Here is a 14,017-nt window from a genome sequence, read left to right on the forward strand (position 1 = left end):
AGCTCTCTAATGATCCGTGCAGGATTCCCGGCAACGATGGTGTACGGAGGGACATCTTTGGTGACGACCGCTCCCGCCCCCACGACCGCTCCCGCCCCGATATTGACTCCGCGCAATACGCTGGCATTCGCACCTATCCAGACATCGTCACCAATCGCGATAGGGCGCTCACCAAGATCGATCTCAGTTGGGTGGCCGGAACTCATGATTGCCCGGAACTGGGCATGTCTCTGACGAGCGGATAAGGGGTGCGTAAGCGAATCGAAGATATTGACGTTGTGGGAAATCAACACCCGGTCTCCGATGTGGATCGCACCGGCTGACCAGATGCGAGCCCCCTCCCCGATATAACACCAGTCGCCAACAGTGATTTCACCCCCGTGTGCAAACGTCAAAAGCTCTCCGAGGACATATGTGTGCGAGCCTATTCGTATCCGATGTGAAATGCCCAAGATATTCCGAATTCTGGCTGAGCGGGCTAGCTTAGCCCCCAAGCCCAGCTCGCAGGTTGCCCTGCCAGACAACTTCCTAAACAGGTAGTCCAGATTCACGCAACCAGCCTTAGGCAAGCCACACCACGCGCGGCAGCTGCACTATCTGCGGCAAGCTCACTCCCCGCATGCGCATCGTAGAACTCCACATCTGAAATCTTTTCAGGAGAGGTCCGCTGCCAACCGTCAGCGGTGTATCCAAAATATTCGATTTCATATTCGGCTGGCTGAAAGGCATTGACAACTTCCATCACTAACGCCTGGTCAAATATCTGGTACCAGCCATGCACCCCTCGCTTTCCGAAGGGTACGCTGACAAGACAAAGTCCGCCCGGTTTCAAAATCCGCTTGAATTCAGCGATGGCGGGAACAAACCCTAGAGCGTTCGATTCTTTCTTCGTCGAATCTGCGGTATACAGGAGCGTATTATCAAGCCCGATATGCTCGATGGTCGAAATACTGGCAACAACATCGAAGCTAGCCTCAGCGAACATCGGCTTCCGAAGATCTCCATAAACGTACGAAATCGACTTGTCCCAGAAACAGCGCTTCTCTGGTGCCAAGGTCATCACCGTCAAGTCGGCTTCGCTCAACGGAGATCGCTCAATCAGAAAACGGTGGTTAAGTGCAGAACCTGCATCAAGCACCCTCCCTGGGGCTTTGGGTAGCTGTGCAAACAGCCATGGATATTCGACCACTCGCTCATCGATACGCAGCCCGAGTCCTGTTGGCAAGGCCACTTTCTTTGAAAATACCCCGCTATCAATGGCCGAGCATATGGCTTGTTTCTTGGCCGTGTAATAACCCGCGCTCCATGGGCGAGCACCTCGTAATTGATACACCGGCAGCGCCAAGCCATCGAGCACTTCTTTGATTCTGAATAACATACTATTAACTCCCAAATTTACGACGCAAACGATCCAGAATGGTCGTGACCCATCCACCGTTCTGTCGCCACATTGTACTTGTCACTTTCCGGTATTGCTCTAAATCTAGCCGTGTAGCCAACGGAAGTGCGATGCTGCCCACCTTGGAGAAGTTCTTCTTAACGGAAAACCCCCGGAACCACCCTCTGCCATGAGAGCCGCTACCATCGAACCCCTTATTACTCACAAGCGTGACAGGGGGAAACAACACCAAGCCATTTTCCCTGAATACCGCCCAATACCAACGTATGGCCCAGGAATCCCGCAGCCCCTCCATTTGCCGGATCAGCATGGTTGCGTAGTCATACACACCTTCCAGATTGAATCGCTTGCGCAAGACCGCATCTGTACGCACGGCCTCCCAGCCGGTCGCATTGGAGTCGAAGTGATCCCAAGCCCTTTTCCATGTCCCCCAACCCCAAGATACAGTGAACGGCATGAACATCGCCTGTTGTACCTTTGAGAATTCAGGCACATCGAACATATAACCGGAAATCTGGAATACCTGCTCTTCGTCAGCATAGCGATCCAGGGCCTCATTCATGTAGCGCAGAAAGCCGGGATTTAATTCCAGGTCGTCCTCGACAACGACTGCTCTGCCAAACCTTTCCAGAGTTTCGCTCACGCCCGTAATCACCGATCTCGACAACCCCCGATTCTCTTCACTGAAATGATATTCAGCACCGTCGCCGAGCAACTCTTTGGCCACCTTTCTGGTTGCTTCAACCAGGCTGACCTCAGCGGCATTGCGCGGACCATCACAATAAACGATCACCGGGCTATCGCTGAAACCTTCGCACTGCTTGAGCGATTCGAGCGTGTTGCGCAAATGGTCCGGGCGACGGTAGGCAAATACCACGATGGGGGCAAGCGTGCTCAAGCGACCTCCCCGCCTGCTATGCATTCATCCAGCCAGATCTGTGTGGAGACCAACTTGTACAGATGATGCTCCGCGCCCATGACGCCCTGCTTGTTGCGCTCGATCAGGCGGCGGATCTTGGCCGGGTCGCACCACTGGTGCAAGCGGTTGCCGGGCTTGAGCAACAGCGCCTCGATCTCGCGCCCCTGATCCGAGGCCAGCCACTTACCTACAGGAGTGGGGTAGCCCTTCTTGTCGGGGCGGTTGCCGATGGCAATCTGCCCGTGCTTGCGCAAGTATTCGCGCAGCACCGATTTGGTCTCGCCCTGATCGAAACGCAAGCGCTTGGGCAGGCGGAACATCCACTCGACCAGGCGATAGTCCATGAACGGATGCCTGGCTTCGATGCCATGCGCCATGCTGATGGCATCGCCGTAATGCAGAAGTCCGGGCAGAATGTTCTGGGCGTGGTCGGCCAGCAGGCGCTGCCTGACGCGATCGGTCTTACCCTCCCAAGGCTGGGGGACGACCGGAGGAAGCGCCACTCCGTCACGCAGCAGGGACTCAAAGCCGGTGCGCTGTCGATGCCAGCGCAACAACGTCGGCGAAAGCTCCCGCGCCATCCAGGCCGCCGTCCAGCGCAAGGAAAAGGTGCGGCGCATGGCCGCGAAGCGCGTCATCAAATCTCCCGGCGCGGGGTGGTCGGACAACCGGTCCAACAGGTCGAGTACGGCATATTGCGGGTATCCGGCCAGCGCCTCGTCCGCACCCTGGCCTTCCAACAGCACCGGCACGCCCTCGCTGCGGGCGCGTTTCATCAGGTGCCAGAGCGGATAGACCGCCGGGGAGTAGCCCGGACCATCCATGTGCCAGGCCACTTTGCGCAAGGTGGCCAGCCAATCGTCCGCCGGAGCCGCGACTGGGATCAGCGGCGCATGGGCGGCATCGCTCGCACGTTGTGCCCAGGGCAGCTCGCCTACCTCACCATTGCCATAGACCGAGGTAAAACAGGTCAACGGGGCGGACGAATTCACGCCTGCCGCCGCGAGTATGCCGGTCGAATCGAGGCCGCCACTCAAAGTCAGGCCGACGGGCACATCGCTGCGCAAGCGCAGACGGACCGCATCGGTCAGCAGTGCGTCGAACTGCGCGACCGCCTCCTGCCGGGTCAGTCCCTCGATCTCTTCCGTCGGATATTGCCAGTAGCTCACCCGGTCGAAACTGCCAGTGGTTAGGTCATAAACAGCATAGTGCGCGGGCGGCATGACGTGTATGCCCTGATAAAAAGACTCCCCGTGCGCATACAGCAGGTTGTTGCCAAGGAAGTCCAGCAGCACCGCCTCATTCACCGCCCGGTGTTGCGGGAACAAGGACAGCAGGGCCTTGGGCTCCGAGGCGAACGCCAAGCCATCGGCACCCTTGCGGTAATAGAGTGGCTTAACGCCAAAACGATCACGCGCCAGCAGCAACCGCTTGCGCTCCGGCTGCCAGTAAGCGAACGCCCACATGCCGTTCAGCCGAGGCAAGGCCGCCTCGCCCCATTCGATCAGCGCATGCAGCAACACCTCGGTGTCGGAATGGCCGACGAAACGATGACCCAACCCTTCCAGCTGCTCGCGCAATTCGATGTGGTTGTAGATCTCGCCATTGAAAACGATCACCGCACCGCTGGCCGGTTCGACCATGGGTTGATGGCCTGCCGGGGAAAGATCGAGGATGGACAGCCGGCGATGCCCCAACAACGCATCAGCGGAAACCCACACCCCGCTGTCATCGGGGCCGCGATGCGCCAGAGTATCGAGCGCTGCATGGAACCGAGGAGTGTCCGCTGGCGTGAGATCACCCAACCAGCCCAGAATGCCGCACATCAGTAGAGGTCTCCGCCTTTGCCCTGCGCATGGCGCGAGAGTCCGCGCAGCACATAGCCGATTTTTCCTTGTTTCAGCATACACACGAGTCGGCGCATCTTGTATAGCTTCTTCTTCCAGCCAGGCATTTCGCGCCCGGCCAATATTCGCTTGTTCTCTTCGACGAATTTCGCCGACTGTGTGCTGGTCTTGGTAGCTCCATGCAGGCGTAGTGCGCCCCAGATGTGTCCGATATGCTCGCCCTCGGTATGCTCCGTCAAACGCAAGAACCACTCATAGTCAAAAGAGCAATGCAGGCTTTCGTCCAGATATCCGATTGCGGCATGCTCGTCCCTGCGCCAAAAGGCCGACTGGTTGGTCAGAATCATTCCTTCTGCCAACATCGCTTGATAGCTTGGTTTGATGTAGTGCAGGTCGCGAAGGGGGCGGTCATGCTCATCAATAAGCATCATGTCGCCAATGATCAACCCTGCCCCCGGATTCTTCTTGGCAAGCATAGCCAACTCATTAAACGCACCTGGATAATAGACATCATCAGAGTTCTGCCACCCTACCCACTCACCTGTCGCTCTTTTAAGCCCCTTGTTTATCGCCTCGGTCTGTCCGCCATCCCGCTCACTGACCCAATAAGCCAGACGATCTTCATAGCGGCGAATGATATCCACGCTACCATCGGTCGAGCCGCCATCGATGATGATGTACTCCAAATTGGGGTAGTTCTGGTCAAGTACCGAAAGTATCGTTCGCTCCAAGAACTCTGCTTGGTTGAAGCTGGGCGTAACGACGGTTATTTTTGGAAAGTCGGACATTCGGTAGCTCAAGACTGTCGGTTAACGTGCAAATTCGCAAACATCCCGATTAGCAGGTATGTTCCCGAGGACATAAAATAATTGCCATAAATCTGGTCCGCCAAGAAATAAGCCGCGAACAGGGCGATGACCAACTGACGGGCATTCAAGATTTCCGGGGCTCTGGGTTCGGACACGTCACGCAAGAACTCCCGGGCCATCAGGAAAGCGATCGCCAGCAAAAGTACACCTCCCAATAGACCTAATTCCGAAAATGCTTGCAGCACAGTACTGTGCGGAAATCCCATGATACCTGAGCAGGAGTACAGACCAAAGTTCCCGGCACCCACCCCCGCCAATGGATCGAGCCTGAATATCTCCCATGCTTCACGATAAAGCGTCCAGCGAATAGCAATGGAGTTGATTCCGTCGATGATAGGACGACAACTCTCGTCCCCTAATATCGGCTCCCAATGATGGGTCACCCCCAGCACTCCTGTCGCCTCTTCCATCACGCCACCAGCCTCCCCCCCGCCCCCTTCAGCGACAGCAACCTGTGGTGGCGGGGTCAACAGGCCAGCGTAGAACTGACTGGATGGCCGTGGCAGGAAAGAAAGTGAAAGTATAACCGTGACCAGCACCAGTACAAATTGCCGGGAGTACTCCACACAAAGCTTGCGGCTCTTGTAGGTGATAACCGCCATAACCAGCAGAGCCACCATTGACGACAGCAGCCATCCTCGTGCCGAAACCCATACCAACGCCGTGGCCAATAACACCATAAGCCCATACTCGAACAGCTGAGACTTCTTGTCAGAACCATGTGAGCCTGCCCGGCGCACACCCTGCGCAAGCAGGGCCGTAGCCAATAGCCCACCCACTAACAAGGGGCTGTGGTCCTGCCCGAAGAATGTCCATCTTTGACCAAGCTGGCGAGCCGAGAACAGCAGATCGAGCAGCAACAGCGGCAATAGTGCCAGTCCGGCATAGATGATGATCTTGGAAAGCCGATTGACATCCACAGGCCGCATCAACTTGCCGCACAAGAAGGGCAATACAACCAGGAAAGGGAAGTAGCGCAAATAGCCGCTCAGCCATACGTGACGAGAGTGATGCAGCGTAAATGACAGCAATATGAGCAGGGCGAATCCCGCCGTGAGCCACTCCAGACGGGTACGCGGCAGTAGCCGCTCAAGCCTGGATCGGGCGGCCATCAGCACCCAGCACAAGGACACACAATACAATGTGATGGTCATCCACGATTTCCATGGAACTTGGAGAAAGTAGGTGAAGGCAAAGCCGAATAGCAAGCCAAACAGCAACAAAGCTGCAGGGTACGCAAGGTTGTTCTTCATCGATTTATCGTTCTTTCCTGAAAACGAGCATCATGTGATCCTGTGAGCTCATCCAATAAGGAGGAGCCATCTCCAAGCCCGGATAGCGGGCCAAATCTATTTGCCCGAAGCCCCGCCTGCGCAAACGAGCAAATATACGGGGTGCAAATCTGAGCAGCAAATTGACGGACATTTCGTAACCTGCCTGACGTATCCAGCTTTGGCACTTCACATGCGAAAATCTACGGGTCTCGATCAAGGCAAGGCCTAATGAAGGGGCAGCCAGCCTGGCCCAGGTTGGGCTGATAAAGGAGATATGCTCGGCAATATGACAATACCAATAGCGCGCGCCCATCAGTCTCCAACTAGGTGCCTCTGTATTGCCCGTGGTAACGATGATGAAGCCCCCGGGTCTAACCACCTCCAACAAAGACTTCAGGAATTTTCGCGGGTCGGGACTATGCTCGATGACATCGACGGCCAGAACCACGTCAGGTGCCGGGTCAAGCTTGGGCAAGGTGGCAAAATCCCCCCCCACGATCTCAACTCCCTTGGCTTGTGCTCTCCGCGCTGCCTCGGGGTGAATCTCGACTCCGGCACGCCGGTAGTCCCTCCCCAGGCTCTCCAACAAACGGCCATCAAAACATCCGACATCCAGCAGATAGTGGGCATCCTTCCTGGAAGACAACCACTCGCTGATAAGCTGCCAATCATTGCGCTCTGAGGAAGCATCCGGCCAGCTTTCTTCGTTCCCGGCACGATACAGCTCGTTCAGTTCTTCCTCGCTTAGCCGAGGCGCCCTGAAATACAACTCACACCGACAGCATCGGAACAGGCTTCCTCCGCTCAACTCACGTTCGAGCATTCTGCCGGCGAATGTGCTACTCGGCGGAATCTGACCCAGATTCCGTACCTCGGCAGAGGCACAGCTGGGGCAAACGATACTCACTGAATTACTTTGCATTATTCAATATTCCAATTCCAGACGACCTGCGCCACGATCACAAATCACCCTTGCCCGGGGCCATCAAGGAGCTTGGATACTCTGGCCGGGGTGCCCTTGACCAGGGTATTACACGGGACATCGCGAGTAACCACACTACCGGCGGCAATGACACTGTTCTCACCAACCGTTACGCCGGGAAGTATTATCGCGCCGCTTCCAATCCATACGTTATCGCCGATCACAACGGGCGCAAAGACGTTTGTGCGCCTGGTCGCAGGGTCAACGAGGTGTGTTTGAGAGGTAATCGCCGTATGGGAAGCGATCATCACCGAATTGCCTATGGTTACCTCACCCCCACCCCATATATGGGCAAACTCGGCTATGCTAACATCATCCCCCAAGCTGACCTTTCCCGGGCAATGTATGACCACATTGGGGTATATCTGACAACCTCGCCCCATCTGCTGCAAATAGGAACGCCAATAGGCCCGCCGACTCAAGGACACGCATCGACCAATCAGCGGCAACCTGTAAGGGGCTCTAGCCAGCTTAAGCATCAGGGCAAGAGTCCGCTCCATGCGATCTACCAAGCTCATTTGCTCAATGCACCCTTTCTGGCACGCATCAGAATCTCCTTAACCAAGGGCTGATAAGCCATTCCCGCGATAGTTGCCAACAATACAAGTACCAAAACTACCGGACTCAGCACCTCGTGGCCTCCCGTAGCTATCATGACCAACAACAGCCCCAGATACATGAGCAATGAAACAGGCCTCATGCTCGACAGTATATCCGACACCGTCATCTGGACTCCCGAAAGGTATATGTGACGCCGGTATACCGCAATCACGTTGTATATACAGGCAATCAGCAAGCCAAATGCCGCACCAACCAGACCGAACATGGGTATCAGCAACCCTGACATCAGGATGTTCGTCACCGACAGGGTGGCTTGGGCACGAAAGATGAATCGAAGATCTTCGCGACCGATCAAGCTAATATACAAAGGTGTCACCAGCAACATCCCAAGGTTGGACACCGTCGCGATGGCATAAAAGAACATGATCTGCTGAGGGTCGATTTTGACCCAGTTGTGAGCCACCCAGGCCAGAAATGCCGCCCCTACCACATGGACCGCCAGTATCGGTATCGTGGCCAAGGTAACTACTCTCAGATATGCACGGCCCAAAGCCGCACCACCCTCATTGGCCATATGCAGGAATACGCGCATCGCTGCGCCAAAGAGTCCCTGTATCCCCCATATCACCTTCATTGCAAGATCGTATGTGGTCACAGCCACGGAACCAACAAAGTGTGCCAATAGCATTTTGTTGAGTGGCTCCAAGAAAAGATTCATCAGGGTGGCCGCCTGCAACACGCCCCCCGCACGCAATATGTTACGTACCGCGACGATGGGCGATACACTCCCTGCGTTGTAGCCACAATGCAGCCCCATCCGGAAGCGCCTAAGGACGAACAAAACGAGCAGATCCACGCTGGCCGACAAGCACAAAAGCCGCAAATACCCCATCCCACTCAAAGCCCCGTGGACAAAGTAAAGGTACGCTAACCCCATCAGCAGCACGAGGGGGCCGAACAGTTGTGCCTTCATGGCTCGATCCAGACGCCCGGAAGCCTCGATAAGTGCCGATTGCCATGCTGACAACATCTGGACACCAGTCAACAGTGCCATGAACATGATCGCGCCCTGAACCCCCTGCAGGCCAAGTTGCGCAGGCTCCAAATGCAAAAGCACGGGGGATAACCAGAACACGCCGACCGCAAGGACAACCAATATCAACAATGCAAGCCCCGTCAGCAGTCCCGCCGAGGCCAGGATGTTCCCGCGCCCTTCAAGTCCCTGCTTATCGACCGCCATCAGCTGGGCCACCATAACGGTGTACACGCTGGTTCCCAGTGACAAGTAGAGCGCAAAAATCGACAACAAGGTTGCCAACAATCCATACTGCTCGATGCCGACCAGCCTGACCGCCAGCAAGGAGTTTGCAAGCCCGGAAGCCGCACGGAATGCGGTTATCGCTCCGCTCCAACCCGCATTTCTGAAATGACCACTCACGACCGATCTTCAGGCGAGCCGTCGCTCCCTAAACTCCCTTGCTTGCCACAGTTGCCGCAGGCACAAAAATCGCGTCAGCCCACATCAGCTCGTTCGACTCGCCATAGTGCAACCCGCACAGCGTATGCAATTTGAATCCACGCTCAAGCATCAAATTCAGAATGTCAGGGAAGCCATGGGCCCCTTGATACAGCTCCACGAACAACACCTCGACGAGGACCACCTTCGCCTTTTTCAGGGTATCAGATGCCCCCTTCAGGGCAAGGTAGTCATAGCCCTGCAAGTCCAACTTCAGCACATCGACGCGGTCTATCGCGCTCTTTCTGCAGAAGTCGTCTATCGTCACAACTTCGACATCCACTTGCTCGACGAGCTGGCAAAGTGTCTTCAGGTCCGCCTGCAGGCTGTCGGAGGCGGGCAGTAGAGAGTTGGTCGGCTTGGATGCGTTGAGATTGAATTTTGCCCAACCCGGCGTATCTCCCAGCGCCGCGCGTATGACCTTGACCTTGGCATTACCCTGAAACCGCTGCTCCAGAATCGCTCCAAGCTCGGGGTCCGGCTCAAAGCTGAAGAACCTGGCATCGGGCAGCAATGCCCCAAGCTGGTCGGGCACATCTCCAAGATGCGCCCCACCATCAAACACGACAGGATCCTTGCACCCCACCAGGCTAGCTACTATTCGATACGACTCATCTTCCGGCAAATATACCCGGCTCGATTGCCTTACCGCGATGATGCCCATACGCTTGAGCAGAGCCTTTATCCAAATATTCAGCATAGTGTCCCAAACTTAGAATTAAGATGATTCGGCAGGAGCTGTCAGCGCAGCCCCTGCCAAATGCAGACCAACGAACTTGATCAGAGCAGCTAAGCCAAGCTCTTCTGGAGCCAAGCTGTCGCCTCGATCCCTTCGACCTCGTGCCCCCCCTTGAAGGTGCCAAGAATCAAGGCAGCCGGAGAACCCTTTTCGCGATATTTAGCGCGGAACTTATTTATCAGGCCTTGCATATACATGGTTTCCAAAGGGTTCGGCAGCAAACCGTGATCTTCCACCCCCACCTCAAAATACAGCGGCGCACGATACGTTAACGAAGCAATATTGGGAATCAGGAAAGGCCTGATTCCATTCATCATCCAAAGATAGCCCGGCATCAGTTTGCCATAGTTCAGGCTCATGTCCCTTGAAACTAGGTACTCCGTATCGTCCACAAAGTCACCACACAGCACCGTTGGCCAGCTTTCTCCGCGAGCCGCCAATAGGTGGAGCGTCAAGTAAACCCCGCCCGAAACCCCGTACTGCCCGACCGCCTTCGGCTTGGCCCCAACCAAGGAAGTGAACACGTCGATGCCAGCATTGAGCGAGGAGATAATCACGTGATGAAAGGCAATACCTTGTGAGGCGAACAACGCCATCATGTTGTAAACTGAGGGCTGATTACCCGCATGTGGGACGAAGGAACACCAAACTGCAAAACCTGCCTCGGTCAGCCTTGCGCCGATTGCATTCATGTAATCCGGCACTTCGCTATTGAAGCAATGCTCAGGCGTGGTGGAGCTCCCATGCCCAAGCAGGATCAGCCCCTTGGGCTTACCAACAGGCAGTGACAAACAGCCCCGGATCGGCACGCCGCATTCCAGCTCAACCGTAACGCGCTTGAGTTGCCACCCACCTCGCACCGGAAGATTCTCCGTCACCAGAGTGGACTTGTTGATCGCGTATAGCCGATCCTTGTTCCCAAACAGCAGGTGTGCCTCTGGCTGCAAAAGGCTACCTGTAGGGGCAACCTCACGGAAGCGCTTTTGCCGTGCATACACGAAGAGGCTATCGATATATGCGCGGTACCCGAGCACATTGAAATCGTTATCGAAACACTTCATCGGAAAGCAACTCGATTCAGCTTTGGGCTGGGCCGCCCCAGCCGCCGTAGACCCCAAGCACAATTGGGCTGCCAAGAACTTCAGCACACTCCGCCGGTTCATGGTTTGCTCATCCGACCATGAATGGGCTTAACGAGCTCCGCATGTAAATATACTTCGTCACTTCGGGTGTTGATTCCATCCAGCTCTGGATATTTCGATCTGTCGCCCTCGACAAAATGCGTATCAAAGCCGATGTGAGCGGCAACCGCACGCAATGTGCCCTTTGAAAAGAAATGGATATGACTAGAGCTGGAGTAAGCCTCCTCGCGTCCAACCTCAAAACCACTGAAATCCTGTTTACGATAATGCTTGGTAAGTACTTTATCCAAGTCCGGCGTGGTTATCCGCAGAACCCCGCCGGGAGCAAGCGTCCGATATGCCTCTACCAGGAACATCATGGCAGATGCTTGATCTACATGCTCGATGAAATCCTCGCTGAATGCGAATGTAAATGAGTTGTCAGGGAATGGATGACGCTCGACCAGATTGACGTACATATAGTTCTCTGGACCGTTCGCAATAATGTCGACATTCAACCAACCATCCAGATATACACGACCACTTCCGTAATGGATCTTCGAGTACTTGGGGGCAACTTGCGCCACCGGCGGTATGGCTCTTGGGCTGCGGTGAATCTCATAACCAGCGGCCTTCAGTGTGTTTATGACGAGCTTTTTGAGCATGACTCTCAATCCTTGCCGAACAGATCACGGCTGTAAATCTTGCCTTCCACTTCCCGAATGTCATCTGTGATGCGGTTGGCGACGATGACATCGGCTTCCTGCTTGAACTGGGCGAGGTCGTTCACCACGCGCGAGTTGAAGAAGGTCGGTTCGTGCAGGGCGGGCTCGTACACGATGACTTCGACACCCTTGGCCTTGATGCGCTTCATGATGCCCTGGATGCTGGAGGCGCGGAAGTTGTCCGAGCCGCTCTTCATCACCAATCTATGGATGCCGACGACCTTAGGCTTGCGCTTCAGGATGTCGAAGGCGATGAAGTCCTTGCGTGTGGAGTTGGCCTCGACAATCGCGTGGATCAGGTTCTGCGGAACATCGCTGTAGTTGGCCAGCAGTTGCTTGGTGTCCTTCGGCAGGCAGTAGCCGCCGTAGCCGAACGAGGGGTTGTTGTAGTGATCGCCGATGCGCGGGTCGAGGCATACGCCTTCGATGATCTGCTTGGTATCCAGACCGTGGGTGGCAGCGTAGGTGTCGAGTTCGTTGAAGTAGGCCACGCGCATCGCCAGGAAGGTGTTGGCGAACAGTTTGATGGCTTCGGCTTCGGTGGAGTCGGTGAACAGCACCGGGATGTCTTGCTTGACCGCACCCTGCTGAAACAGGGCGGCAAACACTTGGGCACGCTGGGAGCGCTCGCCGATCACGATGCGTGAGGGGTGCAGATTGTCGTACAAGGCTCGACCTTCGCGCAGGAATTCGGGCGAGAAGATCAGGTTGTCGCAACCGAACTGCGCGCGCGCTTTGACCGTGTAACCCACCGGGATGGTCGATTTGATGATCATCACCGCTTGCGGGTTGATCGCCAGCACGTCACCGATCACAGCTTCTATGGAGCGGGTGTTGAAGTAGTTGGTCTCGGGGTCGTAGTCGGTGGGCGTGGCGATGATGACGTAATCCGCGCCAGTGTAGGCCTCGACCTTGTCCATCGTCGCCTTGAAGTTGAGCGCCTTGTGGCTCAGGTAGTCTTCGATCTCGACATCTTCGATGGGCGACTGCTTGCGGTTGAGCATCGCCACCTTCTCGGGGACGATGTCGAGCGCCACCACTTCGTGGTGTTGGGCCAGCAAAATGGCGTTGGAAAGCCCGACGTAGCCGGTACCTGCGATGGCGATTTTCATAGTTTGCTCAGCATATCTTGGTAGGACCGCGCGATGCCGTCTCTCAGTTGCATCTGGCGCTTCCAGCCCAGCGCGTTGATGCGACCGACATCCATCAGTTTGCGCAGGGTGCCGTCGGGTTTGCTGGTGTCGAAGGTGAGTTTGCCGGTGAAGCCGACGACTTCGGCGACCAGTTCGGCCAGTTCGCGGATTGAGAGGTCTTCGCCGCAGCCGATGTTGACCAGCGGCGGAGAGGCCTCATTGAACAGGGAACTGAGTTGCGCTTCAGGTTGTTCGAGCAGGAACAGGCAGGCATCGGCCATGTCGTCGCTGTACAGGAACTCACGCTTCGGGGTGCCGGTGCCCCACACCACGACTTCTTTGGCTCCGCTCTGCTTGGCTTCGTGCATCTTGCGGATCAACGCAGGCAGGACGTGGGAGTTGTTGAGGTCGTAGTTGTCGTTGGGGCCGTACAGGTTGGTGGGCATGGCGGCCATGAATCTTGTACCGTATTGCCGGTTGTAGCTGTGGCACATCTCGATACCGGCGATCTTGGCCAAGGCGTACGGACGGTTGGTCGGCTCCAGCGGGCCGGTGAGCAGGCAGTCTTCCTTCATCGGCTGGGGAGCTGCCTTGGGATAGATGCAGGAGGAGCCCAGGAACAGCAGGCGCTGGACGTTGTTCTGCCAAGCGCTGTGGATGATGTTGCTTTGGATGACCAGGTTGTCGTGGATGAATTCCGCCGGGTAGGTGTTGTTGGCGTAGATGCCGCCCACCCGGGCGGCGGCCAGCAGGACGTAGTCGGGCTGTTCCTCGGCAAAGAAGCGGGCGACGGCGGCCTGGTCACGCAGCTCCAGGTCGGCATGAGTGCGTGTGACCAGGTTGGTGTAGCCCCGCGCTTGCAGGCGCCGCACCAAGGCTGAGCCCACGAGTCCGCGATGGCCGGCGATGTAGATCTTGCTGTCCGGTTGCAT

General features: G+C 56.2%; 13 protein-coding genes and 1 pseudogene. All 14 read right to left on the bottom strand.

Annotation, left to right across the window (positions count from 1 at the left end; genetic code table 11):
• Positions 1 to 2: 2 nt before the first annotated feature.
• A pseudogene (locus DM08_RS13315) lies at positions 3 to 155 on the bottom strand (DapH/DapD/GlmU-related protein); the annotation flags it as partial.
• Positions 156 to 547: 392 nt separating this feature from the next.
• Positions 548 to 1,378 carry a methyltransferase domain-containing protein gene (locus DM08_RS03300; RefSeq protein ID WP_051937770.1) on the bottom strand — a complete coding sequence of 277 codons (831 nt, stop codon included), beginning with the start codon at positions 1,376 to 1,378 and terminating at the stop codon, positions 548 to 550.
• Positions 1,379 to 1,382: 4 nt separating this feature from the next.
• Complete coding sequence (locus tag DM08_RS03305; protein WP_051937771.1) at positions 1,383 to 2,297, bottom strand: glycosyltransferase; 915 nt, start codon at positions 2,295 to 2,297, stop codon at positions 1,383 to 1,385.
• The gene (gene asnB, locus DM08_RS03310) at positions 2,294 to 4,144 is read right to left on the bottom strand and encodes an asparagine synthase (glutamine-hydrolyzing) (RefSeq protein ID WP_035383199.1); all 1,851 of its coding nucleotides are present in this window, start codon (positions 4,142 to 4,144) and stop codon (positions 2,294 to 2,296) included. The genes DM08_RS03305 and asnB overlap by 4 nt, the downstream gene beginning before the upstream one ends.
• Positions 4,144 to 4,953, bottom strand: a complete 810-nt coding sequence (locus tag DM08_RS03315) for a glycosyltransferase family 2 protein (protein ID WP_035383200.1) — start codon at positions 4,951 to 4,953, stop codon at positions 4,144 to 4,146. The genes asnB and DM08_RS03315 overlap by 1 nt, the downstream gene beginning before the upstream one ends.
• Before the next feature lie 8 nt (positions 4,954 to 4,961).
• Positions 4,962 to 6,287: an O-antigen ligase family protein gene (locus DM08_RS03320; RefSeq protein WP_035383201.1), complete on the bottom strand. Its 1,326-nt coding sequence runs from the start codon at positions 6,285 to 6,287 to the stop codon at positions 4,962 to 4,964.
• Between the two features lie 4 nt (positions 6,288 to 6,291).
• Complete coding sequence (locus tag DM08_RS03325) at positions 6,292 to 7,131, bottom strand: class I SAM-dependent methyltransferase (RefSeq protein ID WP_161780256.1); 840 nt, start codon at positions 7,129 to 7,131, stop codon at positions 6,292 to 6,294.
• 143 nt (positions 7,132 to 7,274) lie between these two features.
• The gene (locus tag DM08_RS13320; protein WP_051937772.1) at positions 7,275 to 7,808 is read right to left on the bottom strand and encodes a DapH/DapD/GlmU-related protein; all 534 of its coding nucleotides are present in this window, start codon (positions 7,806 to 7,808) and stop codon (positions 7,275 to 7,277) included.
• Positions 7,805 to 9,289, bottom strand: a complete 1,485-nt coding sequence (locus tag DM08_RS03335; protein WP_152555769.1) for a lipopolysaccharide biosynthesis protein — start codon at positions 9,287 to 9,289, stop codon at positions 7,805 to 7,807. The genes DM08_RS13320 and DM08_RS03335 overlap by 4 nt, the downstream gene beginning before the upstream one ends.
• A gap of 28 nt (positions 9,290 to 9,317) precedes the next feature.
• Positions 9,318 to 10,067, bottom strand: a complete 750-nt coding sequence (locus DM08_RS03340; protein WP_035383204.1) for an FkbM family methyltransferase — start codon at positions 10,065 to 10,067, stop codon at positions 9,318 to 9,320.
• A gap of 89 nt (positions 10,068 to 10,156) precedes the next feature.
• A complete protein-coding gene (locus tag DM08_RS03345) occupies positions 10,157 to 11,167 on the bottom strand; it encodes an alpha/beta hydrolase (RefSeq protein WP_152555770.1) in 1,011 nt (336 codons plus the stop codon).
• Positions 11,168 to 11,265: 98 nt separating this feature from the next.
• A complete protein-coding gene (locus tag DM08_RS03350) occupies positions 11,266 to 11,892 on the bottom strand; it encodes a class I SAM-dependent methyltransferase (protein WP_035383206.1) in 627 nt (208 codons plus the stop codon).
• 5 nt (positions 11,893 to 11,897) lie between these two features.
• On the bottom strand, positions 11,898 to 13,064 hold the full coding sequence (locus DM08_RS03355; protein WP_035383207.1) for a nucleotide sugar dehydrogenase: 1,167 nt from the start codon (positions 13,062 to 13,064) through the stop codon (positions 11,898 to 11,900).
• Positions 13,061 to 14,017, bottom strand: coding sequence for a GDP-L-fucose synthase family protein (locus tag DM08_RS03360; RefSeq protein WP_035383208.1), 957 nt, complete (start codon positions 14,015 to 14,017; stop codon positions 13,061 to 13,063). The genes DM08_RS03355 and DM08_RS03360 overlap by 4 nt, the downstream gene beginning before the upstream one ends.

The organism is Ferriphaselus sp. R-1, assembly GCF_000746095.1.
Taxonomy (GTDB): Bacteria; Pseudomonadota; Gammaproteobacteria; order Burkholderiales; family Gallionellaceae; genus Ferriphaselus.

Excerpts from the sequence above, each read along its gene's own strand:
- DM08_RS03345 (WP_152555770.1), bottom strand. The coding sequence starts at position 11,167 with ATGAAGTGTTTCGATAACGATTTCAATGTGCTCGGGTACCGCGCATAT.
- DM08_RS03350 (WP_035383206.1), bottom strand. The coding sequence starts at position 11,892 with ATGCTCAAAAAGCTCGTCATAAACACACTGAAGGCCGCTGGTTATGAG.
- DM08_RS03325 (WP_161780256.1), bottom strand. The coding sequence starts at position 7,131 with ATGCTCGAACGTGAGTTGAGCGGAGGAAGCCTGTTCCGATGCTGTCGG.
- DM08_RS03340 (WP_035383204.1), bottom strand. The coding sequence starts at position 10,067 with ATGCTGAATATTTGGATAAAGGCTCTGCTCAAGCGTATGGGCATCATC.
- DM08_RS03320 (WP_035383201.1), bottom strand. The coding sequence starts at position 6,287 with ATGAAGAACAACCTTGCGTACCCTGCAGCTTTGTTGCTGTTTGGCTTG.
- DM08_RS03355 (WP_035383207.1), bottom strand. The coding sequence starts at position 13,064 with ATGAAAATCGCCATCGCAGGTACCGGCTACGTCGGGCTTTCCAACGCC.
- DM08_RS13320 (WP_051937772.1), bottom strand. The coding sequence starts at position 7,808 with ATGAGCTTGGTAGATCGCATGGAGCGGACTCTTGCCCTGATGCTTAAG.
- DM08_RS03300 (WP_051937770.1), bottom strand. The coding sequence starts at position 1,378 with ATGTTATTCAGAATCAAAGAAGTGCTCGATGGCTTGGCGCTGCCGGTG.
- DM08_RS03315 (WP_035383200.1), bottom strand. The coding sequence starts at position 4,953 with ATGTCCGACTTTCCAAAAATAACCGTCGTTACGCCCAGCTTCAACCAA.
- DM08_RS03360 (WP_035383208.1), bottom strand. The coding sequence starts at position 14,017 with ATGCAACCGGACAGCAAGATCTACATCGCCGGCCATCGCGGACTCGTG.
- asnB (WP_035383199.1), bottom strand. The coding sequence starts at position 4,144 with ATGTGCGGCATTCTGGGCTGGTTGGGTGATCTCACGCCAGCGGACACT.